Source organism: Arthrobacter sp. Ld5 (assembly GCF_051172775.1).
Classification (GTDB): Bacteria; Actinomycetota; Actinomycetes; order Actinomycetales; family Micrococcaceae; genus Arthrobacter_D.
Window position 1 is genome coordinate 171,585 of sequence record NZ_JBPKBO010000003.1, and the last position, 25,932, is coordinate 197,516.

At 70.8% G+C, this 25,932-nt stretch carries 23 protein-coding genes; 9 read left to right on the forward strand and 14 right to left on the reverse strand.

Annotation, left to right across the window (positions count from 1 at the left end):
* Positions 1-175: 175 nt before the first annotated feature.
* The 4 genes from ACSGDB_RS02090 to ACSGDB_RS02105 all read right to left on the reverse strand — a co-directional run bounded on the left by ACSGDB_RS02090 (position 176) and on the right by ACSGDB_RS02105 (position 5,207).
* Complete coding sequence (locus tag ACSGDB_RS02090; RefSeq protein ID WP_434992466.1) at positions 176-1,216, reverse strand: nucleoside hydrolase; 1,041 nt, start codon at positions 1,214-1,216, stop codon at positions 176-178.
* Positions 1,217-1,218: 2 nt separating this feature from the next.
* Positions 1,219-1,884 (reverse strand): GntR family transcriptional regulator, encoded by a 666-nt coding sequence (locus ACSGDB_RS02095; RefSeq protein ID WP_434992467.1) that lies wholly within the window; start codon positions 1,882-1,884, stop codon positions 1,219-1,221.
* Positions 1,885-1,982: 98 nt separating this feature from the next.
* Complete coding sequence (locus ACSGDB_RS02100) at positions 1,983-4,826, reverse strand: aconitate hydratase (protein ID WP_434992468.1); 2,844 nt, start codon at positions 4,824-4,826, stop codon at positions 1,983-1,985.
* A gap of 117 nt (positions 4,827-4,943) precedes the next feature.
* A complete protein-coding gene (locus ACSGDB_RS02105) occupies positions 4,944-5,207 on the reverse strand; it encodes a YegP family protein (RefSeq protein ID WP_434992469.1) in 264 nt (87 codons plus the stop codon).
* 158 nt (positions 5,208-5,365) lie between these two features.
* Between ACSGDB_RS02105 and ACSGDB_RS02110 the strand changes: the two genes are divergently transcribed.
* Complete coding sequence (locus tag ACSGDB_RS02110; protein WP_434992471.1) at positions 5,366-5,632, forward strand: hypothetical protein; 267 nt, start codon at positions 5,366-5,368, stop codon at positions 5,630-5,632.
* Between the two features lie 19 nt (positions 5,633-5,651).
* Here ACSGDB_RS02110 and ACSGDB_RS02115 read toward each other — a convergent pair whose 3' ends face one another.
* Complete coding sequence (locus tag ACSGDB_RS02115; protein WP_434992472.1) at positions 5,652-6,416, reverse strand: SDR family NAD(P)-dependent oxidoreductase; 765 nt, start codon at positions 6,414-6,416, stop codon at positions 5,652-5,654.
* Between the two features lie 200 nt (positions 6,417-6,616).
* Between ACSGDB_RS02115 and fdhA the strand changes: the two genes are divergently transcribed.
* Both fdhA and ACSGDB_RS02125 read left to right on the forward strand, forming a co-directional pair.
* Positions 6,617-7,834 (forward strand): formaldehyde dehydrogenase, glutathione-independent, encoded by a 1,218-nt coding sequence (gene fdhA, locus ACSGDB_RS02120; protein WP_434992474.1) that lies wholly within the window; start codon positions 6,617-6,619, stop codon positions 7,832-7,834.
* A gap of 418 nt (positions 7,835-8,252) precedes the next feature.
* Positions 8,253-8,966, forward strand: a complete 714-nt coding sequence (locus tag ACSGDB_RS02125; RefSeq protein WP_434992476.1) for a transglycosylase family protein — start codon at positions 8,253-8,255, stop codon at positions 8,964-8,966.
* 120 nt (positions 8,967-9,086) lie between these two features.
* Here ACSGDB_RS02125 and ACSGDB_RS02130 read toward each other — a convergent pair whose 3' ends face one another.
* Positions 9,087-9,761: a hypothetical protein gene (locus tag ACSGDB_RS02130; protein WP_434992477.1), complete on the reverse strand. Its 675-nt coding sequence runs from the start codon at positions 9,759-9,761 to the stop codon at positions 9,087-9,089.
* Between the two features lie 121 nt (positions 9,762-9,882).
* A complete protein-coding gene (locus ACSGDB_RS02135; RefSeq protein WP_434992478.1) occupies positions 9,883-10,785 on the reverse strand; it encodes an SDR family oxidoreductase in 903 nt (300 codons plus the stop codon).
* A 53-nt stretch (positions 10,786-10,838) separates the two neighbouring features.
* On the opposite strand from ACSGDB_RS02135, the gene ACSGDB_RS02140 reads away from it, so the two are divergent.
* From ACSGDB_RS02140 to ACSGDB_RS02150, 3 genes are read left to right on the forward strand one after another with little or no spacing between them, the layout of a single operon-like run.
* Entirely contained in the window at positions 10,839-12,104 is a 1,266-nt protein-coding gene (locus tag ACSGDB_RS02140) for a type III polyketide synthase (RefSeq protein WP_434992480.1), read from the forward strand.
* On the forward strand, positions 12,101-12,829 hold the full coding sequence (locus tag ACSGDB_RS02145) for a class I SAM-dependent methyltransferase (protein ID WP_434992481.1): 729 nt from the start codon (positions 12,101-12,103) through the stop codon (positions 12,827-12,829). Before ACSGDB_RS02140 ends, ACSGDB_RS02145 begins: the two co-directional genes overlap by 4 nt.
* Positions 12,822-13,958, forward strand: coding sequence for an FAD-dependent oxidoreductase (locus ACSGDB_RS02150; protein WP_434992483.1), 1,137 nt, complete (start codon positions 12,822-12,824; stop codon positions 13,956-13,958). Before ACSGDB_RS02145 ends, ACSGDB_RS02150 begins: the two co-directional genes overlap by 8 nt.
* Before the next feature lie 98 nt (positions 13,959-14,056).
* Here ACSGDB_RS02150 and ACSGDB_RS02155 read toward each other — a convergent pair whose 3' ends face one another.
* Positions 14,057-14,596, reverse strand: coding sequence for a hypothetical protein (locus ACSGDB_RS02155; protein ID WP_434992485.1), 540 nt, complete (start codon positions 14,594-14,596; stop codon positions 14,057-14,059).
* A 133-nt stretch (positions 14,597-14,729) separates the two neighbouring features.
* Between ACSGDB_RS02155 and ACSGDB_RS02160 the strand changes: the two genes are divergently transcribed.
* A complete protein-coding gene (locus tag ACSGDB_RS02160; protein WP_434992486.1) occupies positions 14,730-15,074 on the forward strand; it encodes a DUF3140 domain-containing protein in 345 nt (114 codons plus the stop codon).
* Between the two features lie 66 nt (positions 15,075-15,140).
* Here ACSGDB_RS02160 and ACSGDB_RS02165 read toward each other — a convergent pair whose 3' ends face one another.
* The 3 genes from ACSGDB_RS02165 to speB all read right to left on the reverse strand — a co-directional run bounded on the left by ACSGDB_RS02165 (position 15,141) and on the right by speB (position 18,104).
* Complete coding sequence (locus tag ACSGDB_RS02165) at positions 15,141-15,344, reverse strand: DUF2945 domain-containing protein (RefSeq protein ID WP_434992487.1); 204 nt, start codon at positions 15,342-15,344, stop codon at positions 15,141-15,143.
* 72 nt (positions 15,345-15,416) lie between these two features.
* Entirely contained in the window at positions 15,417-17,108 is a 1,692-nt protein-coding gene (locus tag ACSGDB_RS02170) for a thiamine pyrophosphate-binding protein (RefSeq protein ID WP_434992488.1), read from the reverse strand.
* Positions 17,109-18,104: an agmatinase gene (speB, locus tag ACSGDB_RS02175; protein ID WP_434992490.1), complete on the reverse strand. Its 996-nt coding sequence runs from the start codon at positions 18,102-18,104 to the stop codon at positions 17,109-17,111.
* A gap of 323 nt (positions 18,105-18,427) precedes the next feature.
* On the opposite strand from speB, the gene ACSGDB_RS02180 reads away from it, so the two are divergent.
* Positions 18,428-20,236 carry an amino acid transporter gene (locus tag ACSGDB_RS02180; RefSeq protein ID WP_434992577.1) on the forward strand — a complete coding sequence of 603 codons (1,809 nt, stop codon included), beginning with the start codon at positions 18,428-18,430 and terminating at the stop codon, positions 20,234-20,236.
* Between the two features lie 21 nt (positions 20,237-20,257).
* Here the strand turns inward: ACSGDB_RS02180 and ACSGDB_RS02185 are convergent, their stop codons facing one another.
* Entirely contained in the window at positions 20,258-20,836 is a 579-nt protein-coding gene (locus ACSGDB_RS02185) for a helix-turn-helix domain-containing protein (protein WP_434992491.1), read from the reverse strand.
* Positions 20,837-20,995: 159 nt separating this feature from the next.
* On the opposite strand from ACSGDB_RS02185, the gene ACSGDB_RS02190 reads away from it, so the two are divergent.
* Positions 20,996-22,504: a sodium:solute symporter gene (locus tag ACSGDB_RS02190; protein ID WP_434992493.1), complete on the forward strand. Its 1,509-nt coding sequence runs from the start codon at positions 20,996-20,998 to the stop codon at positions 22,502-22,504.
* Positions 22,505-22,573: 69 nt separating this feature from the next.
* Here the strand turns inward: ACSGDB_RS02190 and ACSGDB_RS02195 are convergent, their stop codons facing one another.
* The gene (locus ACSGDB_RS02195; protein ID WP_434992495.1) at positions 22,574-23,917 is read right to left on the reverse strand and encodes an AI-2E family transporter; all 1,344 of its coding nucleotides are present in this window, start codon (positions 23,915-23,917) and stop codon (positions 22,574-22,576) included.
* Entirely contained in the window at positions 23,914-25,644 is a 1,731-nt protein-coding gene (locus tag ACSGDB_RS02200) for a long-chain-fatty-acid--CoA ligase (RefSeq protein ID WP_434992496.1), read from the reverse strand. The genes ACSGDB_RS02195 and ACSGDB_RS02200 overlap by 4 nt, the downstream gene beginning before the upstream one ends.
* Positions 25,645-25,932: the final 288 nt, after the last annotated feature.

The window sequence follows — 25,932 nt, forward strand, 5'->3', positions numbered from 1 at the left end:
CGTGGCAGCACCCAGTGTACCGGGGGGCTGCACCGCCGCGGCGGGCGGCCAAACCCGGGGGAACGCCCCCACGGGTCTGCACCGCCGCCGCGGCGGTCCGCCCGGCTGTCGGGACGGTGGCGGTCGGCCGAGTCGGTGGGGCGACGACGGCGGTCCGCTTCGGGGCAGGGCCGCCTCAGCCGTGCCGGCGTGCGACGTCGGACAGCCTGCGCACCATCAGTCCGAACACCGCCGCGGGGTCGTTGCCCGTGACGATCCGGGCGTTCGGCGCACGCCTCCACATCCCGGCGACGTCGGCGACCGTCTGCCCGAAGGTCAGCGGGGACCCGGTCTCGACGTCCACCGTCGCCGGGCGTTCCTCGAAACCGGCCTCCCCCGTGGCGACCATCGCCGCGAACAGGTCGTGGAGGTGTGCCACGTACCCCTGGTCGTAGAGGCGGTGGAACTCCATGTAGAACCGGAGGGCGTCGGACACACAGGCGACGACGGCGTTGCCGCTGCGGCTGCGCGTCCCCTCGTCCTCGCCCGGATCGAGCACCTCCGGCCCGGCTCCGGCCGCCCGGGACACCGCGTCGACGTGCGCCGGCGTGCACTCGATCCGCTCCGTCGTCTCCAGTGCGCACACGATGGGCAGCTTCTCGAACGGCAGGCCCTCGTAGGCCGCGTAGACCTCCTTCGCCGCGTGCGGGTCCACGTGCGTGTTCCATTCGGCGACCGGCGTCGTGTTCCCCGGATAGTTGAACGCCCCGCCCATGATGACGAGGCCCTTCAGGAGCATCGGCAGCCGCGGCTCGGCGCGGATCGCGAGCGCCAGGTTGGTGAGCGGACCCGTGACGAGTCCGGTGACCTGCCCTGGATGGTTCCGGACGGCCTCGACCCAGACGTCGACGGCGTGGCGTTCCGACACGTTTCCGCGCGGTGGCGGCAGGACGGCGTAGCCGATGCCCTGGTCGCCGTGCGTCTCCTCGGTGGTGACCAGGGGGATCTCCAGCGGCACCTCGCTGCCGATGGCGACCTCCACGCCGGTCCGGCCGCAGAGCTCGAGCAGGGCGAGGTTGTTCGCCGCGACCTGGCGGGCGCCGACGTTGCCCGCGGTGCAGGTGACGGCTTCCAGCGTCACGCCCGGCGTCCCCAGGAGGTAGAGGAGCGCGACGGCGTCGTCGATGCCCGTGTCGGCGTCGAGCAGGAGGCGGTGCTGACCGCTCTCGGAGGCCACCGTCAGTCCGCGGCCGTGGTGCGCAGCAGCTGCAGGCGGATGGTGCGGGCCGTCTCCATGTGGCGGCGGGCGATCGCCCGGGCGTCGTCGCTGCGCCGCTCGGTGATGGCGCTGATCAGCGCCTCGTGCTCGAGGAGCACCTCCTGCCAGCGGTTCCCCACCGACAGCGTGGAGCGCGGGGTGTGGATGAGGTGCGTCGAGAGCCGCTGCAGCAGGTCCATGAGGATGGGATTGCGCGCGGCAGCCCACAGCGAGGTGTGGAACTCGAGGTTGTGCGTGACCTTGGTGGTGTCGTCGGGGTCGACGACGGCGCGGTCGCGTTCCAGCAGCGCCTCGAGGCGCATGATGTCCGCTGTCCCGCGGTTGAGGGCGGCCTGCCCGGCGGCCTCCTCCTCGAGCATCACCCGGAGGTCGTAGATCTGGATGACCTCCTGCGGGTCGATCTGCGGGACCTGCAGGCCGCGGGCGGCACGCTCGAGCAGCCGCTCGTGCTGCAGCCGGCTGAGCGCCTCGCGCACGGGGGTCCGCGACACCCCGAACCGCTCGGAGATGACCACTTCCCGCAGCGCCGTGCCGGGCGGGTGCACCCCGGCGAGGATCTCGCTGCGAAGGACACGGAAGATCGCGTCCCCGTCCACGCGCGCCGACAGTTCCGCGGACTCGGCCATGGCGCCCTCCTCGGAGGTCTCGTGGTTCGGATGGTCGGGGCGGCCGCCCCGGGGACGGTCCGGGCCGGGAGGAAGCTCCCGGCCCGGACCTGCCGGCGTCAGCCCGCGAGCTGGCGCAGCACGTACTGCAGGATGCCGCCGTTGCGGTAGTAGTCCGCTTCACCGGGAGTGTCGATGCGCAGGACGGCATCGAACTCGATCGGCGCTCCGCCGTCGGCCGGGGTGGCGCTGACCTTCACCGTCCGGGGGGTGCGGCCCTCGTTGAGCTCGGTGACGCCGCTGACCGCGAAGGTCTCCGTGCCGGTCAGGCCCAGGCTCTCCGCGTTCTGGCCCTCGGGGTACTGCAGGGGAAGGACGCCCATCCCGATGAGGTTCGAGCGGTGGATGCGCTCGTAGCTCTCGGCGACGACGGCCTTCACACCCAGCAGCGCGGTGCCCTTGGCGGCCCAGTCACGCGAGGACCCGGAACCGTACTCCTTGCCGGCGAGGACCACGAGCGGCGTGCCCGCCGCGCGGTAGTTCTCGGCAGCGTCGTAGACGGCGGCCTGCGGCGCGTCCGGCTGCGAGAAGTCCTTCGTGAACCCGCCCTCGACGCCGTCGAGCAGCTGGTTCTTGATGCGGATGTTCGCGAAGGTGCCGCGGATCATGACCTCGTGGTTGCCTCGACGCGAGCCATAGGAGTTGAAGTCCTTGCGCTCCACGCCCTTCTCGGTGAGGTACCGGCCGGCCGGGGTGTCCGACTTGAAGGAGCCTGCGGGCGAGATGTGGTCGGTGGTGACCGAGTCGCCGAGCTTCAGCAGCACGCGGGCGCCGGCGATGTCCTCGACCGGGCTCGTCTCGCGCTGCATGCCCTCGAAGTATGGCGGCTTCCGCACGTAGGTGGACTCCGGATCCCAGGCGAAGGTGTCGCCGTCGGGCGTCGGCAGGGACTTCCAGCGCTCGTCGCCCTCGAAGATCGTCCTGTAGCTCGAGGCGAACATCTCCTCGTCGATCGAGGAGTCGATGACCTCCTGGACCTCGACCGGGTTCGGCCAGATGTCCTTCAGGAAGACGTCGTTGCCGGCCTCGTCCTGGCCCAGCGGCTCGTTGTCGAAGTCGAAGTCCATGGTGCCGGCCAGGGCGTAGGCGACCACCAGGGGCGGGGACGCCAGGTAGTTCATCTTCACGTCCGGGTTGATGCGGCCCTCGAAGTTGCGGTTGCCGGACAGGACGGCGGTGACGGCGAGGTCGTTGTCCTGGATGGCCTGGGAGATCTCCTCCTCCAGCGGCCCGGAGTTGCCGATGCAGGTGGCGCAGCCGTAGCCGACCGTGAAGAAGCCGAGCTTCTCCAGGTACGGGATGAGGCCCGACTTCTCGTAGTAGTCGGTGACGACCTTGGAGCCCGGGGCCACGGAGGTCTTGACCCACGGCTTGGACACGAGGCCCTTCTCGACGGCGTTGCGCGCCAGGACCGCTGCGGCGAGCATGACCGACGGGTTGGACGTGTTGGTGCAGGAGGTGATCGACGCGATGCTGACGGCGCCGTGGTCCAGCTCGAACTCGCGGCCGTCCTTCATGGTCACGGCGACCTTCTTCGACGGACGGGTGGAGCCGTTCGCCTCGGCGCCGACCGTCTCGCGGGGTTCCGCGTTCTCGTCCGTGACCGTCGACGTCGCGCCGGGGCTGAAGCTCGGCGCGTCGGAGGCGGGGAAGCTCTCCTGCGAGGACTCGTCCACGGTGCCGCCGGGGGCGAAGGTCAGCTCCGGGTCGTTCGAGTAGTTGCGCAGGTCCTCGCGGAACTGGGCCTTGGACCTGCTGAGCTCCACGCGGTCCTGCGGGCGCTTGGGCCCGGCGATCGACGGGACGACCGTGGACAGGTCCAGCTCCAGGTATTCGGAGAAGCGGATCTCGCGGGAGGGGTCGTGCCAGAGACCCTGTTCCTTGGCGTAGGCCTCGACGAGTGCCACGTTCTCGGCCGGCCGGCCGGTCAGGCGCAGGTAGTCGAGCGTGACGTCGTCGATCGGGAACATCGCGGCGGTGGACCCGAATTCGGGGCTCATGTTGCCGATGGTCGCGCGGTTGGCGAGCGGCACCGAGGCGACGCCCTCCCCGTAGAACTCGACGAACTTGCCGACCACGCCGTGCTTGCGCAGCATCTGCGTGATGGTGAGGACGACGTCGGTGGCGGTCGCGCCGGCGGGGATCTCACCGGTGAGCTTGAAGCCGACGACGCGCGGGATGAGCATGGAGACGGGCTGGCCGAGCATGGCCGCCTCCGCCTCGATGCCGCCGACGCCCCAGCCGAGCACGCCGAGGCCGTTGACCATGGTGGTGTGCGAGTCGGTGCCGACGCACGTGTCGGGGTACGCGCGGAGCACGCCGTCGACCTCGCGGGTCATGACGGTGCGGGCGAGGTACTCCAGGTTGACCTGGTGCACGATGCCCATGCCCGGCGGGACGACCTTGAAGTCGTCGAACGCGGTCTGGCCCCAGCGGAGGAACTGGTAGCGCTCACCGTTGCGCTGGTACTCGATCTCCATGTTGCGCTCGAGGGCGCCGGCGTTGCCGAACACGTCGATCTGGACGGAGTGGTCGATGACCATCTCGGCGGGTGCGAGCGGGTTGACGCGCTTGGGATCCCCGCCGAGGTCCGCGACGGCCTCACGCATCGTTGCGAGGTCGACGACGCAGGGCACGCCGGTGAAGTCCTGCATGATCACGCGCGCCGGGGTGAACTGGATCTCGGTGCTCGGCTCCGCCGCCGCATCCCACTGCGCGAGGGCGCGGACGTGGTCTGCGGTGATGTTCGCACCGTCCTCGGTGCGGAGCAGGTTCTCCAGCAGGACCTTGAGGCTGAACGGAAGGTTCTCGGCGCCGTCGACCGCGCTGAGCCGGAAAATTTCGTAGTTGGCGCCTGCGACGTCGAGAACGCCCTTCGCGCCGAATGAGTCCGCAGTCGTCATGACGTCGGCTCCCTTCAGAGAGGTTGTGGAATAGTCCCATCCTATTCCACGAACGGGGACACTGTATACAGTCGTACACCGTGTCCCCGGCCGCTCTCCGATCCCCGGGTACAGGACTCAGTGCCTGGAACGGAGGGTGCCCTCGCCCTCCTGCCCGGTCCGCAGACCGAACAGGAACGCCGCCTCCTCCGAGGACTCCACGCGACTGTGGTCCACCACCGGCCCGGTACCGGCGATCTCGCGGATCAGTTCGATCCCCGCGACCGCTTCCTCCTTGGTGGCGTAGTAGGCCGACACCGCGACGAGCGTTCCATCCGGAGCAGTCAGTTTCACCCGGAATCCGTCGTCGTGCGCGTCCACCAGTTTGAAGTATCCAGCCATCGTCTTACCTCCTTGTAAGGGGCAACTCCAGCAACCTGTGATCCCCTATCATAAGCATACTTACCGCCTCTGACACGGGGCTGCCGGGTGCTCGTGACCGGGGATCCGGCGGCCCCACGACCGACGCCCGCGCAGGACGCGCAGGTAGAAGGAGCATCATGACCGAGTCGAGCAGTGCAGGAACCCCCGACGGCCGCCCCGCCCCCGACCGGCGCGAGGAGGTCCTCGAACCGTCCCCCGGAGCAGCGGGCCACCACGCCGCGAGCATCCGGGACGAGCAGGGGACCCATGAGGCCGGCGCCGTGCCCGCGGCGTTCGACGGGGACGACGGTGCGGACGGGCCGGACGGCGCCGACCGCACCCGCCACCCCGAGGACGCCGTGTTCGAGCACGACACCTGGGACGGCGGAGCCGCGGGTCGCTGACCCCGCCTAGGGACCCCGCTCAGCGGCCCCGCGCCGCGAGTCGGGCCACGAGGGACGGCGGCGCGAGCCACGCCAGCCCCACGAGGACCTTGTAGCGGACACTGGGGATGGAGACGGCCCTGCCGGCCGCCGTGTCTCGCAGGGCGTCCCGCACCACGGGCCCCGCATCGAGCCACAGGCCCGCGGGGACGGACGATGTCTCCACCCCCATCCGCTGGTGGAACTCGGTCCGCACGAAACCGGGACAGACAGCGGTGACCCTGATCCCCTCGCCCCCGTAGGTGAGATTCGCCCAGCGGCTGAAGCTGATCATGGCGGCCTTCGCGGCGCCGTAGGTACCCCGCGGTACGAATCCGGCGACGCTCGCCACGGTGATGATCGTGCCGGCCCCTCGGGACCGCATCGACCGGAGGGCCGCGTGGGCGAGCGCCAGGGGCACCTCGACGTGGATCCTCAGGTGACGGATCTCGTCGTCGAGCGTGTTGTCCGCGAACGGCTTCACCAGACCGTATCCGGCATTGTTGACGAGCACCGTCACGGCACCGCGGCCGGCCCCCGCAGCATGCAGGCGGTCCAGCACGCGGGCGAGCCCGTCGTCGTCGAGCAGGTCCGCGACGATCAGCTCGACCCCGACGCCCTGCGCACGATACGCGGCGGCCGCCTCCTCGAGGCGGACCTCGGACCGGGCGACCAGCACCAGGTCGCATCCTCGTGCGGCGAACTGGCGTGCGAACTCGGCGCCGATCCCCGAAGTGGCGCCGGTGATCAGGACGGTGTCAGTCATCGCCCCACACTCCCCCACGGCGCCCGGCGGCACAAGCAAGGCCGGCGCACCCGCTGTCGGGCATGCAACGTCCATGCGACCCTTCGCGGTGTACGTTCGGCGCTACCGGCGGTCGAGCGACGCCTGCGTGCGCGTTCTGTCCGTCGAATCACGCGCCGATTCCAACCGGTGCGACCGATGTGTCATGAGAGGAAAGTTCCATGAGCGGTAACAGGGCTGTTGCGTACAAGGGACCGGGGAAGGTCGAGGTCATCGACACCGACTACCCCACATTCGAGCTGAAGGACGGGCCGGGGGTGAACCCGGCCAACGTGGGCCGGGCCCTCCACCACGGCGTGATCCTCAAGACCGTCACCACCAACATCTGCGGCTCGGACCAGCACATGGTCCGCGGGCGCACGACGGCACCGGCGGACCTCGTGCTGGGGCACGAGATCACCGGTGAGGTCGTCGAGGTGGGGCGCGACGTCGAATTCATCAAGAAGGGGGACATCTGCTCCGTCCCCTTCAACATCGCGTGCGGGCGATGCAGGAACTGCAAGGAACGCAAGACCGGCATCTGCCTGAACGTCAATCCCGCCCGCCCCGGAGCCGCCTACGGCTACGTGGACATGGGCGGCTGGGTGGGCGGCCAGGCCGAGTACGTCCTGGTCCCCTATGCGGACTGGAACCTCCTGAAGTTCCCGGACCGCGATCAGGCCATGGAGAAGATCCTCGACCTGACGATGCTGTCGGACATCTTCCCCACCGGCTACCACGGCGCCGTCTCGGCGGGCGTGGGTGTGGGATCGACGGTCTACATCGCCGGCGCCGGCCCCGTGGGCCTCGCCGCCGCAGCCTCGGCGCAGCTGCTGGGTGCCGCCGTCGTCATCGTGGGCGACCTCAACGAGGACCGGCTCGCCCAGGCGCGGAGCTTCGGCTGCGAGACGGTCGACGTCTCCAAGGGTGACCCCCGGGATCAGATCGAGCAGCTGCTCGGTGTGCCGGAGGTCGACTGCGGTGTGGACGCCGTCGGCTTCGAGGCCCGCGGCCACGGAAGCGGTGCGGCGACGGAGGCGCCGGCGACGGTGCTGAACTCGCTGATGCAGGTCACGACGGCCGGCGGCGCCCTGGGCATCCCGGGCCTGTACGTCACGGGAGACCCGGGAGGCATCGACGAGGCCGCGAAGGTCGGATCGCTGTCGATCAGCCTCGGTACAGGCTGGGCGAAGTCGCTGTCCTTCACCACCGGTCAATGCCCGGTGATGAAGTACCACCGCGGCCTGATGATGGCGATCCTGCACGACCGCGTGCAGATCGCCAAGGCCGTCAACGCGAAGCCGATCAGCCTCGAGGACGCACCCCGCGGCTACGAGGAATTCGACGCCGGGGCCGCGACGAAGTACGTGCTCGACCCGCACGGGATGGTCGCCGCCTGACCGGGGCGTCGTCCGCCTGAGCGGAACCGGAAGGGGCTCGGACCGCGGTCCGGGCCCCTTCTTCGTGCCCGCCCGACGCTGTGCAGAACGGCCCGCATCGCCCGAAACGGGTGAGTGTGACAGACAAGTGCTGATCAGTCCAGCGAAAACTCCGATATGTGCGGAAAGTCAAGCACGGCTCGATACCGATTTGGCAACGAAAGAAAACTACTCTACGGTAGGGGAAGTTCCCCGTCAGGGGAAAGCGAAAACGCTGCCGCACGGCGAGCAGCGATGAATGCCCGGCGCCGCCCTCCACCGCTCGTTGCTCAACAGGCGGCCGCCGAACCATGACCTCAAAACCGTCAAGGTGAGCAGCGGCGCGAAGAAGTCCGGGGACGGACCTAGTGCGGGTGGCCTTTCGGAGCATCGTAACGCCATGAACACTACCAAATTCAGCACCACCGCCCGTCGCGGACTTGCAGCAGTAGCACTCACCGGCCTCGGCCTCGGCGCGGCGGCCGGTGCGGCCAACGCCGCTCCCGCCAGCGACTGGGACCGTCTCGCGCAGTGCGAGAGCGGCGGCAACTGGGGCATCAACACCGGCAACGGCTTCTCCGGTGGCCTGCAGTTCACCCCGCAGACCTGGGCCGGCTTCGGCGGACAGGGACTCCCCCAGGACGCCTCGCGTGAGCAGCAGATCGCCGTCGCCGAGAAGGTTCTCGCCGGCCAGGGCTGGGGCGCTTGGCCCGCCTGCTCCGCCAAGCTCGGCCTGAACAGCGCCGCATCTGTGGGCGGCCCGGTCCAGTTCCAGCAGGCTCCCGCTCCCGCTCCTGTCCAGGCTCCGGCCCCCGTCCAGGTCCAGGCTCCGGTCGTCCAGGCGCCCGCCGCCCCGGCTCCCGTCGTCCAGGCTCCGGTCGTCCAGGCGCCCGCCGCACCCGTCGTCGAGGCTCCCGTTGCCCAGGCTCCCGTCGCCGCCCCCGTGGCGCTGAGCGGCCAGACCTACACCATCCAGTCCGGTGACACCCTCAGCTCCATCGCCGCGAAGCTCGGCGTCGAGGGCGGCTGGCAGGCACTGTTCGCCGCGAACACCGACACCGTCATCCACGCGGACCTGATCTTCACCGGTCACGTCCTGCAGCTCCCGGCCTAGTCCAGGAGCACCGCGGGCCCGGCAGCGTCTGACGCCCGCCCTGCACGAGAGATCGCTGCACGACACAACGAAGCCCCCGTCATCGTGACGGGGGCTTCGTTGCGTCGGTCCTGCCGGGCTTCAGCTGCAGGACGTGGCGTCGACGTCGATCTTCAGGTCGTGGGCCACGGAGTAGTCGCGGTCGGCGGACGAGTACGCGACCAGGATGTTGTCGGCACTGCCGTGCGTGACGCCGTCGGCGAGTTCCACGGTGACGATGATGTTGATGTGCGCGTCGGGCTGGAACTGGTAGCCCTCGGCGGGCACGGGCGGGCCGATCGGTTCGGGCTCCCGGCTCGGTGCGGGCGTGGCCGCGTGCTCCTCGTGCGCGCCCGTCGCGGGTCCCGCGTGGTGGTGCCCCTCGCGGTTCGCCGTCTGCACCTTCGCCGAGAGGATCTCCAGCCCGTCGGGGTCGCCGAGCGCCGTCGCACCGAACGTGAACGTCTCGAGGGTCGGGTTGTGCAGCATGACGGTGTAGCGCAGCCGGCTGTCGCGGGGCTGGACGCCGCACAGTTCCGCGCCGTCGACGCCCACGTTCAGGGGATCGTCACCGAGGTCGCTGCCCACCGGCTCCGCCTGGCCGCCCTCGGGACCGGCGGCCGCGCCGTCGGCCGATCCGCTGCCGCCGTCCGGGGTGTTCACCCCGAGGGGGTTCTCCTCGGTGGCCCCGCAGCCGGCGAGCGCCAGGGACGAGGCGAGTACGACGGCGAGGAACGCGGAACCACGATGGCGTGGCGGTGCGGTCAGGAGTTTCACGGTGAGCCCATCCATGTCGGCCGGCCGCCGGACAGCCGGCGCTGGTGCCTTCCATTCGTTCCGCACCCCGCGCCGGCTTGGTCCGGCGGCGCGGCGATCGCCACGCCGCCGGGACGTGCCCTCAGGCGAGGGGTTTTCCTCCGGTGACGCCGAGGATCTCGCCCGAGACGTACCGCGCGTCGTCCGAGGCGAGGAAGACGTAGGCTCCGGCCAGTTCCGCCGGCTGCCCCATCCGGCCCAGAGGTGTGCCCTCGCCGAAGGATTCGAGCTTCTCGCTGGTGGTCGTCGCCGGCTGGAGGGGCGTCCAGACCGGCCCGGGGGCGACGGCGTTGACGCGGATGCCGCGCTCCCCGAGCAGCTCGGCGAGGCTGGACGTCAGGTTGTTCAGGGCGGCCTTCGTGGCGGCGTAGTCCATGAGATTCCGCGAGGGGTGGTACCCCTGCACGGACGTGGTGTTGATGATCGACGCCCCGGCCGTCAGGTGGGGCAGGGCGGCCTGCGTGAGCCAGATCGTGCCGTACACGTTGGTCTCGAAGGTGCGCCGGAGCTGGTCGGCGTCGACGTCGGGCAGGCCGTTCGGCTGGGCGATGTGGTAGCCCGCATTGTTGACCAGGATGTCCAGGCCGCCGAGACCGTCCAGCACCCGGGACACCGCCGAGGGGGCGTAGGACTCGTCCCGGAGGTCGCCCGGGACGGCCAGGGCCGTCCTGCCCTCGGCGCGGATGAGCTCGAGGCAGCTGGCGCCGTCCTCCTCCTCCTCCTCCGGGAGGTACCCGATGGCGACGTCGGCCCCCTCCCGCGCGAAGGCGAGCGCCACGGCCCGGCCGATGCCGGAGTCGCCGCCGGTGATGAATGCGCGCCGGCCGCTGAGGCGCCCGTGCCCGGTGTAGCTGTCCTCGCCGTGGTCGGGACGGGGGTCCATGCGCTCCGTGAACCCGGGATACTCCTGCAGCTCGGTCGAGGGATCGACGGCGGGGCCGCGCGGGTCGTCCTGGTCGAGGGTGCCTGACGGTTCGTTGGACATGATGCTCCTGATGATGGCGGGAGGGTGAATGCTAAGCCTACTGTGCATTGTGTTTGTGGCGTCAGTCCTCTAGTAATGGACATATGACTGTGATCCTGAGGTCCCTTGAAACCGCCGTACCCGAGACGATCATGGTGCAACCCCAGGTCCGCGACGTCTTCGCCGCGCAGCCGGGCCTCACGCGGCTCGGCCAGCGCCTGGTCGGGGCGGCCTTCGACTCCTCCGGCATCGAGACGCGCTACACCGCGGTGCGGGAGCTGACGCTCGACAGCGCGTCCGAGGACCCCGTGTTCTTCGACCAGAAGGAGCTGCGGATCCTGACGCCGAGCACCAAGACCCGCAACGAGGTCTACGCCGAGGAAGGGACCAAGCTCTTCGTCGAGGCGGCCCGCAAGGCCCTGGACGCGGCGGACGGTATCGAGGCGGGGGACGTCACGCACGTCGTCACGGCGTCGTGCACGGGGTTCTTCGCCCCGGGCCCCGACTACATGGTGGTGCGCGCACTGGACCTCGCTCCGTCCGTCCAGCGCTACCACCTCGGCTTCATGGGCTGCTACGCGGCCTTCCCGGCGCTGCGCGCGGCCAAGGCCTTCTGCGACGCGGACCCCGACGCCGTCGTCCTCGTGATCGCCGCGGAGCTGTGCTCGCTCCACGTGCGGTCCTCCAACAACCCCGACACCATCGTCGGTTCGTCGCTGTTCGCCGACGGCGCCGCGGCGGCGATCGTCTCCGCCCGCGACCTCCCCCTGACCGGTCCCGCCCTGACCCTCGACCACTTCGAGACCGTGCTGACCCCGGTCGGCGAGGAGGCCATGGCGTGGAACATCGGCGACGAGGGGTTCGAGATGGTCCTCGGCACGTACGTCCCGCACATCATCGACGACCACATCGTCGGGGCCCTCGAACCCCTGCTCGCCCGCGACGCGTCGCTGCAGGGCCTCGACTACGCGGAGATCGAGCACTGGGCCATCCACCCCGGCGGACGCAGCATCCTGGACAAGGTCGAGGCCAAGCTGGGCCTGACCCGGGACCAGCTCGCCCCGGCCCGCGCCACACTGCGCGACTACGGCAACATGAGCAGCGCGACCGTGATGTTCGTCCTCAAGCACATCCTCGACCAGCCGGCCTCCGACGGGAACAACCGGATCTGCTCCATGGCGTTCGGCCCGGGGCTCACGGTGGAGACGGCCCTGCTCACGAGGATCGGCGCCGGGCCGGCCGCGGGCACCGCACGCGCTGCGGCGGACGCCACGCCGGTGAGCGACCCGGACGCCGTGCCCGCCGATCTCGCGCCCATCCTCACCGACGCGGGCGCATGAGGCCTGGAGGGTTCCTCTCCGAGCGCGACCCGCACGCCGTCGAGGAGATGGACCGGCCCGACTGCGACCCCGTCAGGCTCGACCGCACCTACGCCCAGTTCGGGCTGGTCAACGCCGTCGTGTCCGGGTGGCGCCGCACGTACGCGTCGCTGCTCCGCCCGGCGTTCTCCCGGGACCGCACGAACACGCTGCTGGACATCGGCGCCGGCGGCGGTGACCTCCCCCGCGCGCTCGCCCGCTGGGCGCGCCGCGACGGCTTCCGGCTCGAGGTGACGGCGATCGACCCCGATGAGCGGGCGCACGCCTTCGCCACCTCGCGCCCTGCCCTGCCCGGCCTGTCCTTCCGCCGGGCGTTGAGCTCGGAGCTCGTGGCCGAGGGGGCGGAGTTCGACGCCGTGGTCTCCAACCACGTGCTCCACCACCTGGATCCCGGCGCATTCGACGGCCTGCTCGACGACTCCGAACGCCTCGCCCGCACCGTCGCGGTGCACAGCGATATCGCCCGGCACCCGCTCGGCTATGCGCTGTTCTCGGTGGGCACCCTCCCGCTGCCCGGCTCCTACATCCGGCAGGACGGCCTGACCTCCATCCGCCGCAGCTGGACGCCGGACGAGCTGCGTGCAGCGACCCACGGCCGTGCGCCGTGGACCGTCCGCACGGCCGTGCCGTTCATCAACCTGCTCGTCCTCGACCGGAGCGCCGCGCCGGGAGCCCGCGATGCATGACGTGATCGTGGTCGGCGGCGGGCCCGTGGGCCTGTACACGGCCCTGCTGCTCCGCCGGGCGGGCGTCGACGCCGTCGTCCTGGAACGCCGCACGGAGCGCAGCAGCCACTCGCGGGCCATCGGCATCCACCCGCCGGCGCTGCGGGCGCTCGACACCGGAGGCATCGCCGACGACCTGCGGGCCCGGGGGGTGCGCATCCGGGACGGGATCGCCCGGAGCGCGGGCCGGCATGTGGGCACCGTGTCCTTCGCCGCCCTTCCGGGCAAGGAGACCTACGTCCTCGCCGTGCCACAGGCCGTCACCGAGGAGATCCTGGAGCGCCACCTCGAGGACGGCTTCCCGGGGACGCTGCGCCGTGGCGTCTCCGTCGTGGCCACGCACGACGCCGGGGACCACGTCCTGGCCGTGGCCCGGGCACAGGGCGAGGACACCGCCCTCCGGGCGCGGCTGGTCATCGCCGCGGACGGCGCCCGGAGTTCCGTCCGCGACGACGCCGGTGTCGGCGCCCCCGTGCACCGCTACCCGGACTGCTACGTCATGGGCGACTTCTCCGACGCCACGGGCGACGGCGACGACGCCGTCCTGTACCTGGAGGCCGGCGGGATCGTCGAATCGTTCCCCCTGCCCGGGGGGATCCGACGCTGGGTGGTGCGGGTGGGCTGCCCGGTCGAGCGTCCCACGGCCTCGGACCTCACGCAGTTGATCAGGGAGCGGACGGGGGTCGACGTCGACCCCGCGACCAACTCGATGCTGAGCGCGTTCGAGGTGCGGTCGCGGCTCGCCCGGCGCCTGGTGGCCGGGCGCATCGTGCTCGTGGGCGACGCCGCGCACGAGGTGTCCCCCATCGGCGGGCAGGGCATGAATCTGGGCTGGCTCGACGCCGTCGAACTGGTCCCCATCATCGCGGCCTCCCTCCGGGACGGGCAGGACGTTGCCGTCCGGCTCGCGCGGTACGGGAAGGAGCGCCGCGCCGAGGCGGCCCTGGCCCGCCGGAAGGCCTCGATCAACATGGCTCTCGGGCGTCCCCTGCCCGGCCCGGTCCTGCGCCCGCGCAACGCCCTGCTGGGGGCGCTGATCAGGAACAGCCGGGTCCACGCCGGCGTGGCCCGCGCGTTCACCATGCAGTAGCCGGTCCCGCGGGACGGCAGAACCCCGCAGGAGCCACTGCCGGGCGCCGGGTGGCGCGGGGCGGTGGCCGCTGCGGGGTTCAGGAGCGTGCCGGAGGACTACTTCCGGAGCAGGCCCTTCTTGACGTTCTCGGGACGCTGCATCTCGCCCTGCTTCGCACCCATCACGACGACGATGCCGCTGATGACGGGCAGGAGCCACTGCGTGGTCTTGAGCTGGGACTGGGCCTTGGCGAGTTCGTCGCTGGCGCCGGGACGGGGTTCGGTCGCGCCCGCGCTCCCCTGCTCGGCGAGTTCGCCGACCTTCTTGCCGAGGATGCCCGAGTACAGCGAGAGGGCCATGCCGATCACGGTCACGACGGACTTCAGGACGGTGTTGGATCCCACGGAATCCTGGGCCGCGACGCGACCCTTGTTGCCGAGGATCAGGCCGATGCCTCCGGCGGCGTGCGCCGCGAAGGCCGCGACCTGGACCGGGGTCCACTTGGCCCAGCCGAGGGCGGAGAGGCGTGTGCGCTCCTTGGGGTCCTTCGCCTTGCCGGTGGCTCCGTTGAGGCCGACGGCGCCCATCAGGGTTCCACCGAACCAGGCTGCCGCGCCGAGATCGTGGGCGGATCGTGCCAAAAGATTTCCTGCCATGATGTAAAGCTCCTTCGAGGTTGGTTCGACCTACCCTCAACAACTATCAGCATGCTTAGGATTAGTCCACCGCGTGCCCCGGGAATCCTCCGGGGTTCGCCTCCTGTCCAGAACCTGCTACGGAAGGTACTCCATGCCCGAGAACACGCACGACCTCGACGAGATCTGGCCCCGGTGGAAGGACGCGGTGAACATGAGTCCGTCCCGGCTGGAGGAGTGGCTCGACACCGAGGAGTCCCGATCGGTGGGCCAGAAGGAGGAGGACGGCGGTGAGTCCGTGGGCCACCGGTCCGGCAGGAGGATCCTCGGCATCCTGCGCACGAAGCGGGACGACCTCACGCCCGGGGACGTCGAGCACATGCACACGGTCGTCGGCTACGTCCACCGCCATCTCGCGCAGAAGCCGGCGAAGGAGGACCTCGAGACGTCGAGGTGGCGGTACTCGCTGATGAACTGGGGCCACGATCCGCTGACGTAGCGGACGCGACGAGGGGACGCCCCGTCGGAGCGTCCCCTCGTCCTGCACCCTGCTACTTCCACCCTGCTACTTCTTCGACAGCGCGCTTTCCTTGTGTGCGGCCTGCTTGCCCGACTTCGCGCTCTCCACGGTGTAGTAGGGCTCGTCCTTCGAGGCCTTGAACTTCTGGTCGTCGAAGCTGAATTCCTTCTCGTGCTTCTCCACGACCTTCCCCTCGGTGGTGCCCTGCGGGGTGTTCCAGGTGACCTTGTCGCCCTTGCTGAATGCCATGGGGTTCCTTCCTCGATGTACGGGGTCGAGCGGTTCTTCCGACACTCTCACCCCGCCGCGGAAAAAGAAAGCCTACTGATCGAGGTGGGTGGGAGCGAACAGCCGCAGCAGCGTCTCCACCACGACGACGTTCGGGCCGTCCGCGGCGAGGCTCTCGCGGAGCGCCTCGCCGACGCCCTCGGGCGCCACCCTCCGTGCCGGCACCCCGAACGATTCCGCGAGGGCCACGAAGTCGGGGCGGGCGAGCTCGGTCGCGGTGGCCTGGCCGAAGGCCCCCTCCATGTACTCGCGGAGGATGCCGTAGCCGCCGTCGTCCACGATCAGCCAGGTGACGGGGATGTCGTGCTGCCGGGCGGTCGCGAGCTCGGCGATGGAGTACATCGCCGAACCGTCGCCGGACACGGCGAGGACGCGCGCGGGCAGGCCGTGCGATGCCAGTCCGACGGACCCGCCGATGGCGCCGGGGAAGCCGAAGCCGAGGCCGCCGGCACCCTGGGCCGAGTGGAACTGGCCCTCGCGGGCGTCCCAGCAGCTCCAGGCCCAGTAGGCGGAGATCGTCATGTCCCAGAAGGTCTGCATGCCGGACGGGACGGCGTCGCGGATGTCCTGCATGAACGCGCGTTCCTTGCCGAGGTCCTGCGCGTCGAGCCGCGCGCCGACCCGCCGGAGGGTCTCGGCGACGAGCGCGGCGGCGTCGTAGCCGGGCAGGCGGTCGCGGGCCAGCGGCTCGAGTGCCGCGTCGAGCGCGGCGAGCGCCTGGCCTGCGTCGGCGCGGATGCCGAGGGCCGGGCGGTTGGACTCGAGGACGCGGGGCTCGGCGTCGATCTGGATGATGCGGCCGCGGGGCTCCATCGTGAAGTAGTTGGACGTCACCTCGCCCAGGGACGACCCGATCACCAGCAGCACGTCGGCATCCTCGAGGACCTCCGTCACGTAGCGGTCCTCGACCCAGGACTGCAGGGAGAGTTCGTGGGTCCAGGGGAAGGCGCCGTTGCCGCCCGGCGAGCAGACCACCGGCGCCCCGAGCTTCTCGGCGACGGAGAGCAGCCACTCCTCGGCCCGCCCGCGGCGCGCCCCGCCGCCGGCCACGATCGCGGGACGCCGCGAGTCCTTCAGCCAGGCGACGGCCTCGCGCACGAGCTCGATGCGCGGCGGGTTGTCGAAGGGCTCCGCGAGGGCGTCCTCCACCTGCGGGACCATCACGGGGTCCAGCAGCACGTTCTGCGGCACCTCCACCCACACGGGGCCCTGCGGCGAGGACACCGCCTCGGTCCAGGCGTCCTGGATGGCGGACGGGATCCCGGAGGCGTGCTGGATCAGCCGCTGGCTCTTCGTGACGTTCGCCGCGGAGGCCTTCTGGTCGTCCAGCTGGTGCAGCATGCCCTTGCGCCGTGCGCCGAGGCCCTCGAGCGGGATCTGGCTCGCGACGACCACCATGGGCACGCCGGTGGCGTACGCCTCCTGCAGGCCTGCGAGGGAGGTGAGCGCGCCGGGACCGGTGGACAGGAACAGGACGCCGACGTCGCCGGTGGCCCGGGAGAAGCCGTCGGCGGCGAAGGCCGAGTTGTTCTCCACGCGGGAGGAGACGAACCGGAGCTCGGAGCGGGACAGCGCGTCGAACAGGCCCAGGGCGTGCTGGCCGGGGATGCCGAAGACGGTCGTCGCGCCGAGGGCGGTGAGCGTCTCGACCACGAGGTCACCGCCGTTGCGCTGGCCGGTGACGGGTGCGGGGGGCGCGGAGGCCGCGCCGGCGGTGACGTCCATCTACCGCTCCCCGGTCGTCGGGGTCGCGGGAGTGAGGGTGTCGGCCATCAGTGTCACGAGATCGTAGGCGACGTGGGACGCCGCGACCCCCGTGAGCTCCGCGTGGTCGTAGGCGGGCGCCACCTCGACGACGTCGGCACCGACCAGGTTCAGCCCGCGCAGTCCGCGGAGGATCTCGAGCAGCTCGCGGCTCGTGATGCCGCCGGCCTCGGGCGTCCCGGTACCGGGTGCGTGGGCCGGGTCGAGGACGTCGATGTCGACCGAGACGTAGAGCGGGCGGGTGCCGATGCGCTGCCGCAGCTTGTCCACCACCTCGTCCACGCCCTGCCGGTAGACGTCGGAGGAGGTCACGATCCCGAAACCGAAGCGGCGGTCGTCCTCGAGGTCACGGACGCCGTAGAGGGGGCCGCGCGTCCCGACGTGGGAGATGGCCTCGGTGTCGAGGATGCCCTCCTCGACGGCACGCCGGAACGGGGTGCCGTGCGTGTACTCGGCGCCGAAGTAGGTGTCCCACGTGTCCAGGTGGGCGTCGAAGTGCAGCATCGCCACGGGTGCCCCGGCGCGCTCGGCGGCCGCACGCAGGAGGGGCAGTGCGATGGTGTGGTCGCCGCCGAGGGTGACGAGGCGGGCGCCGTCGGCGGTCAGGTCCAGCGCGTTCTGCTGCACCGTCTCGATGGCCTCGTTGATGTTGAACGGGTTGACGGCCATGTCGCCGGCGTCGGCCACCTGCACGCGCTCGAACGGGGAGACGTCCAGCGCGGGGTTGTAGGGCCGGAGCAGGCGCGAGGCCTCGCGGATGTGGTTGCCGCCGAACCGGGCGCCGGGCCGGTAGGAGACCCCGGAGTCGAAGGGGACGCCGACGACGGCGATGTCCGCGCGGTCCACCTGGTCCAGGCGGGGCAGTCGCGCGAAGGTGGCGGCGCCGGCGTATCGGGGGATGCGGGAGGAGTCGATGGGGCCGAGACGGCCGCCTCCGGTGACGCGCAGTTCTTCCACAGTGTCCGTCCGATCCGGGCGCTCGCAAAGTTGCCCAATATGCATCAAAGGTTTTGTATCAGGCTATTGGCGCGCTGCGGTCCGGTCAAGGATCACCCGGCGGGCGCGGATGGGGTGAGGCCCATCAAGGATGCGTAAAGACCGGCTCCCGACCGACAGCGGGGTCCTACCGTGATCGGGTGAGCTCCTCCGTACGCACCCGTCCACGGCCTCCCGCCCGGGCCGACACCCGTCGGCGCCTCGAGCGCTGGCTGCTCAACGAATCGGGACAGCCGGCCTCCCACCGGCCCGACCAGGAGCACCCCCAGTCCTGGTGGAAGGTGATGTGCCTGACCGGTGTCGACTACTTCTCCACCCTCGGCTACCAGCCCGCGATCGCCGTGGCCGCGGCCGGTGCGCTGTCGCCGCTGGCCACCCTCGTCCTCGTGGCGGTGACCCTGTTCGCCGCACTGCCGGTGTACAAGCGGGTGGCGTCGGAGAGCCCGCGCGGGGAAGGGTCCATCGCGATGCTCGAGAAGCTCCTGCCGAAGTGGCGCGGCAAGGTCTTCGTGCTGGTGCTGCTCGGCTTCGCCGCGACGAGCTTCCTCATCACCATGACCCTCTCGGCCGCCGACGCGAGCGCCCACCTCATCGAGAACCCGTTCGCGCCCGCGGGCCTGCAGGGGCAGCAGGTCCTCCTCACCGTCCTGTTCCTCGGAGCCCTGTCGGGGGTCTTCCTGCGGGGCTTCACGGAGGCCATCGGCATCGCCGTCGGCCTCGTCGCGGTGTTCCTGCTGCTGAACCTGTGCGTGATCGTCGTCGCCCTGGCCCAGATCGTGACGCAGGGCGGTCTGGCGGTGTCCTGGTGGGCGGCCCTGACCACGCAGTACGGCAACCCGCTCGTCATGGTGGGGCTGGCCGTGCTGGTCTTCCCCCGCCTGGCGCTGGGGCTGTCGGGCTTCGAGACCGGCGTCGTGGTGATGCCGCAGATCCAGGGCGGGCCCGCCGACACCGAGCAGAACCCGGCCGGCAGGATCGCCGGTGCGCACAGACTCCTCACCTCCGCCGCACTCATCATGAGCGGCTTCCTGGTCGCCTCGAGCGTCGTGACCACCCTCCTCATCCCCGCCGCCGCGTTCGGGGAGGGAGGCCCGGCGAACGGCCGCGCGCTCGCCTACCTCGCCCACGAGTACCTCGGCGACGGCTTCGGCACGGTGTACGACATCTCGACCATCGGCATCCTCTGGTTCGCCGGCGCCTCCGCCATGACCGGCCTGCTCAACCTCGTGCCCCGCTACCTGCCGCGCTACGGGATGGCTCCGGAGTGGGCGAAGGCCGTGCGTCCGCTCGTCCTCGTCATCACCGTCATCGCCGTCCTGGTCACGATCTTCTTCGAGGCCGACGTCGAGGCGCAGGGCGGCGCCTACGCCACGGGCGTCCTCGCGCTGATCACCTCCGCGTCGGTGGCCGTGACGCTGTCGGCGCGGCGGAAGCAGCAGCGCGGCAGGGCCCTCGGGTTCGGCATCGCGGCGGGGGTGTTCGTGCTGACGACGGCGGTCAACATCGTCGAGCGGCCCGAGGGGCTGAAGATCGCCGGGTGCTTCATCCTCGGCATCATCGTCATCTCGTTCGCCTCCCGCTCGCGGCGGGCGTTCGAGCTGCGGGCGACGAGCATCCGGCTGGACGAGGCCGCACTCTCCTTCGTCAGCGCGCAGGACGACGGCGACATCCTGCTGATCGCCCACGAACCGAAGCGGCTCAGCAGGGCCGCCTACCGCGACAAGCTCGAGCACGCCTGCAGGGTCTCGCACGTCCCGGCCACCGCGCGGCCCCTGTTCATCGAGGTGACGGTGGACGACTCGTCCGACTTCGAGACGGAACTGCGCGTGCACGGCGTGGTCCGGCACGGGTACCGCGTCCTCGAGGTCCACAGCTCGAACGTCCCGAACACCATCGCCGCCGTGATGCTGCACATCCGGGACGTCACCGGGCTCATGCCCCACGTCTACTTCCGCTGGACGGAGGGGGACCCGGTGGCCAACCTCTTCAGGTTCCTGTTCACCGGCGAGGGCGAGATCGCCCCGGTCACGCGCGAGGTGCTGCGCGGCGCCGAACCGGACGTGACGAAGCGCCCCTGGGTGCACGTGGGCTGAATCGCGCGGGAGCCGGCACCGTCACGCGCGGGAGGCCGCCGGGACGAGCGTCCACAGCACCACGGCCTCCCGCCCGTCCGGGTTGATCCAGGTGTGGGGTTCCCGTCCCGGGAAGGTGAGGGTGTCACCGGCGCCGAGGTCGTAGCGGTCGTTCGGGAAGATCAGTACGAAGCGGCCCTCGACCACGTGCACGGTCTCCACCTCGCAGTCCACGGAGTAGAGCTCGTCCTCGCCCCGGCCGTGGGGTTCGACGACGGCACGGATCACCTGGAGGCGGCGCTCCGAGCGCGCCGTCAGGAGCCGTTCGGTGATGCCCTGCCCGCCCAGGCTGACCCGGGGCGCCTCGGCGAGCCGCGTCAGGTGGGTCTTCGGGACCAGGAACAGGTCCCCGACCGAGATGGACAGCACCTGGCACAGCGTCACGAGCGAGGCGACCGACGGCGAGGTGAGGTCGCGCTCCACCCTGCTCAGGAAGCCCTTCGTCAGGCCCGTGGAATCGGCGACCTGCTCGATGGTCATGCGCTGGGCCTGCCGTGCGGCACGGATCCGGGATCCGATGGCCACCGGAGCGTTGGTGGGCTCGACGGGCAGGGCCTTCATGCGTGTCCTCTCCTACGGCGATCGCCCGCATCGCCGCCGAAGGGAGGACGTCATACGAGCATGCCACGATTGACGCGTGAGCCGCGTCACGAGTAGCTTACAGGGCAACAATAGTTGCCTCCAGGGCATCTGACCGCGCCTTCCGAAGGATTTCGTCCAATGCAAGCACTCAATATCGCCATCGTGGTGGCCTACCTCGTGGCCATGCTGGGCTTCGGGTGGTGGGGGAAGTCCCGCACCCGGAACGCCAGCGACTATCTCGTGGCCGGACGCCGCCTCGGCCCCCTCCTCTACACCGGCACCATGGCCGCCGTCGTCCTGGGCGGCGCCTCCACGGTGGGCGGGGTGGGGCTCGGCTACCAGTACGGCATCTCCGGCATGTGGCTCGTGGTGGCCATCGGCACCGGCGTCCTGCTGCTCAGCCTGCTCTTCGCGCCCACCATCCAGAAGCTGAAGATCTACACCGTCTCGCAGATGCTCACGCTGCGGTACAGCCACCGCGCCACGAGGGTGTCCGGGATCGTCATGCTCGCCTACACCCTCATGCTCTGTGCCACGTCGACGGGCGCCTACGCCACGATCTTCGTGGTGCTCTTCGGCTGGGACCGCGCGGTGTCCATCGCGGTAGGCGGGGCGATCGTCCTGATCTACTCCACGATCGGCGGCATGTGGTCCATCACCCTCGCCGACATGGCCCAGTTCGTCATCAAGACCATCGGCGTCTTCGCCCTCATGCTGCCCTTCTCCCTCGCAGCGGCCGGCGGGTTCGACGGCATCGCCGAGCGCGCCGGCGACGAGTTCTTCAGCATCACCGGGATCGGCGCGCAGAGCATCATCACCTACTTCGTGGTCTACACGCTGGGCCTGCTGATCGGCCAGGACATCTGGCAGCGCGTCTTCACCTCCCGGACGCCGGAGATCGCCCGCTGGGGCGGGGCGACCGCCGGCGTCTACTGCATCCTCTACGGCGTCGCGGGCGCCGTGATCGGCATGAGCGCCAGCGTCATCCTGCCCGCGATCGAGTCGAAGGACGACGTGTACGCGGACATCGCCCTGAACGTCCTGCCGATCGGCGTCGGCGGACTCGTCCTCGCCGCGGCCGTGGCCGCGATGATGTCCACGGCGTCCGGCGCGCTCATCGCCGCCGCCACCGTGGCGCGGACCGACGTCGTGCCGTTCGTGGCCGGCTGGTTCGGCAAGGGCGGCGGCGAGCGGTCGTCGTCGGAGCACGACGTCGCCTCGAGCCGCTGGTGGGTCCTCGGCCTCGGCGTCGTCGCGATCGCCCTCGCCGTGGCCGTGCAGGACGTGGTGGCCGCGCTGACCATCGCGTACGACATCCTCGTCGGGGGGCTCCTCGTCGCGATCCTCGGTGGCCTCGTCTGGCGCCGCGGCAACGGGGTCGGCGCCGGCGCCTCCATGGCGGCCGGGACGCTCGTCACGCTCGGCGTCATGGCGTACCTCGAAGTCACCGCGGAGAACCAGTACGACGGCATCTACGCGAACGACCCGATCTACTGGGGGCTCGGGGTGTCGGCGCTCGTGTACGTGGCGGTCTCGCTGGGCACGCGGCCCACGGAGACGGGCGTCATGGACGCGTGGGACCGCAGGGTCGCCGGCGACGTGCCGGAGGACGGCCGGGTGGGCGTCCCGGCGGGCGACGCTCCCTGACGATCGGACGAGAAGGGCTCCCGGCACATGCCGGGAGCCCTTCCTTCGGTCCAGGGGGAGCCTGCAGCCCTACCGTTCGACGGACGAGGATCCCCCGCGACCGGAACCGGCGGCACCCGCCGGTCCGGTCGGGAGAGCATCGTCGTGGTCGCCGTCGTCGAGGTCCCCGGCCGTCCGCTCCTGCAGGGTCGGGCGCTCGTCGGCGTCGTCGGCGGCCGACAGGGCCGCCGCCTTCTTGGTCTCCTGCTCCTCCACCGGGGTCGAGCTCAGTCCGTGCCCCGTCTCGTCGAGGGCCGTCTGCATCTCGGCCTCCTCGATCTCCTCCTGGGTGATGTCCTCGTCCTTCTCCCCGTTCCAGGCCTTGATGGCCGCCCACACGACCGCAGCGACCGGGACGGAGAGGATCGCGCCGATGATGCCGGCGAGGATGGTGCCGGCGGTCAGGGCGAAGAGGATCACGAGCGCGTGGACCTGCAGCGTGCGGCCCATCACCACGGGCTGCAGGAAGTTGCCCTCGAGCTGGTTGACGACGATGACCACGATGACCACCATGAGGGCGACGAACGGCCCGTTGGCCACGAGCGCGATCAGCGCCGCGAGGACGCCGGCCAGCGTGGCTCCGACGAGGGGGATGAAGGCCCCGATGAAGACGATGGCTGCCAGGGGAAGCGCCAGGGGGACGCCGAGGAAGAAGAGGGCGAGGCCGATGAAGACCGAGTCCACCAGGGCGACGATCGACGTTCCGCGCACATAGCCGCCGAGGACCGCCATGCTGCTGTAGCCGACCCGCCTGGCCTTGACGAGGCGCTTGCCCTTGAAGGCGCGCAGCATGAAGGCCCAGATCTTTTCGCCGTCCTTGAGGAAGAAGAAGAGGATGACCACCATGAGCAGGCCACCGGCGAAGAAGTTCCCCGCCGCGCTGAGCCCCGAGATCGCCCCGGCGCCCGCCGTGCTGCTCGTGGCGAAGTCGATGGCCCAGTCCCGGGCCTCCTGGATCTGCGTGTCGTCGATCGGGATGGGGCCGTTCTGCGCGAACGCGTAGAGCTGGTCGAAGCCCTTGGTGGCGCTGCTGACCAGTTCGTCGGCCTGGCCCACGACGGCGAGGACGATACCCGCGATGACACTGCTGAAGACCAGCAGCAGGAGCAGGAAGGACACCGCGGTCGCGGTGGAGGCACCCAGGCCCTTCCGCCGCAGCCAGTTCACGAAGGGCCCGATCGCAGCCGCGAGGATGATCGCGAGCAGCATCGGGATCACCACCAGGCGTACCTGGATCAGTGCGTACACGGCCACCACACCGAGGACCAGCAGCAGGAGTACCTGCGCCGCCCGGATGCTGGCGTTCCCGAGGCTGTCACGCCAGGGGCCCTTCCCAGCGGGCTCTCCGGCCCGCACATGGCTCGATTCGGTCATCGACCGTCACCTTCTCCTTCGGCCCGATGGCCATCGTTGATCAGTTGGGAGCGCACCTCGCGGCGGAGGACCTTCCCGATCAGTGATCGGGGCAGGTCCTCCACCTGGACGATAGTGCGTGGAACCTTGTAGGCGGCGAGCGCGCCGCGGCACGACGCCCGCAGCGCCTCGACGTCGAGGGGTGCGCCCTGCTCGAGGACAACGGCGGCAGTCACGTCCTCGCCGCCGCCGGCTCGCGGGAGCCCGACGACGGCGGCATCAGCGACCCCGGGCTGTGCGCGGAGGACGCCCTCCACCTCGCTCGGCGAGACGTTGAACCCGCCGGTGATGATGAGTTCCTTGATGCGGTCCACGATCGTCAGGAAGCCGTCGGCGTCCATCGTGACGATGTCCCCGGTGCGGAACCAGCATCCGTCGAGCAGGGCGGCCTCGGTCTCGTCCGGCCGCCGCCAGTAGCCCTGGAACACCTGCGGCCCCTTGAGGAGCAGCTCTCCCGCCTCGCCCGGCGCACGGTCACGGCTCGGGTCCTGCGGGTCGACGATACGGACGTCGGTACCGGGGAAGGGCACACCGATCGTGCCGGGCCGCCGCGTGGGGCCGATCGGGTTGCCCGCCGAGACGGGGGACGTCTCGGTGAGCCCGTAGCCCTCGATGAGGTAGCCGCCCGTCGCCGCCTCCCAGGTCTCCACCGTGGCCTGCGGGAGGTTCATGGCACCGGAGATCGCGAACCGGATGCTGCGGAGGTCCACCCCGCGCTCGGCCGCCCCGGCCGCGAGCCGGTCGTAGATGGGGGGTACCGCCGGCAGGAAGGTGGGTGGGCTCTTCGGGATGGCGTCGAGCACCAACGAAACGTCGAAGCGCGGGAACAGGACGAGCTTCGCGCCGATGCTCACCGCGAAGGTCAGGCACAGCGTCAGCCCGTAGGCGTGGAACATGGGCAGGACGGCGTAGACCGTCTCGCGTCCGACGTCGAGGCCCGGCACCCAGGCCCGCCCCTGGGCCGCGTTCGCCAGCAGGTTCCGGTGGGTGAGGACGGCGCCCTTGGGGACGCCCGTGGTGCCGCTGGTGTACTGCAGGACCGCCGTGTCCTCCGCGGAGGGCCGGGGGTGCCGGTCTGGCAGCGGCCTGTGGTGCAGCAGGTCCCGCCAGGCGAGAACCCTGCGGGGACCGCCGAGCTTCTCCCGGGTGGTGAGCGCTGCCCTGGCCTCCCGTGCGCGGCGCACGGGGAGCTTCAGCGCCAGCCGGCGCGAGACGGGCATCGCCCCGATGAGGTCCACCGACACCACCGCGGTGACCGGGATGTCGGCGGGCAGCCGCTGCACGCTCGGGACCACCCGGTCCCAGACGATCGCCACCTTGGCGCCGTGGTCCTCGAACTGGTGCCGCAGTTCGCGGTCCGTGTAGAGGGGGTTGTGCTCGACGGCGATCGCGCCGAGCCGGAGGACGGCGTAGAACGCGACGATGTGCTGGGGGCAGTTCGGGAGCACGAGGGCCACGCGGTCCCCCGCCCCGACGCCGAGGGCCAGCAGCCCGGCCGCCGCCCGGTCCACCGCCGCGCCCAGCTCGGCGTAGGTCGTCGCGGCGCCGAAGAACTCCAGGGCCGTGCGCGGGCCATGGGCCGCCACGGACGCGTCGAGGAGGTCGGACAGCGTGCCCTCGGGCACGGTGAAGGACCGGGGCACACCCGGCGCGTAGCTCTCGACCCAGGGACGGGCTGCCAGATCCATAAGCCTGCTTTCTGTTATCCGTCCGACTGTAGCGCGCGGTCGGTGCGTTCCTGTACTCGAACATACCGCCGGGTCCCCGGTGGACCGGCGACGACGGTCACCGCCCCGTCCGGTAGCATGGTCGGTCGAAGGGGAGTAGCTCCGCACCCAGGGTGCGCGGCCTGTCGACATACTGGCGCCATCGGCGCCCGGCAGTCCACCGGTACAACCGGCGAGCGAGACCTTCGGCCGATACGACGCAACTGTGGTCCCCGGCCGGAGCCTCCTGCTTCGGCCGGGGCGTGCACT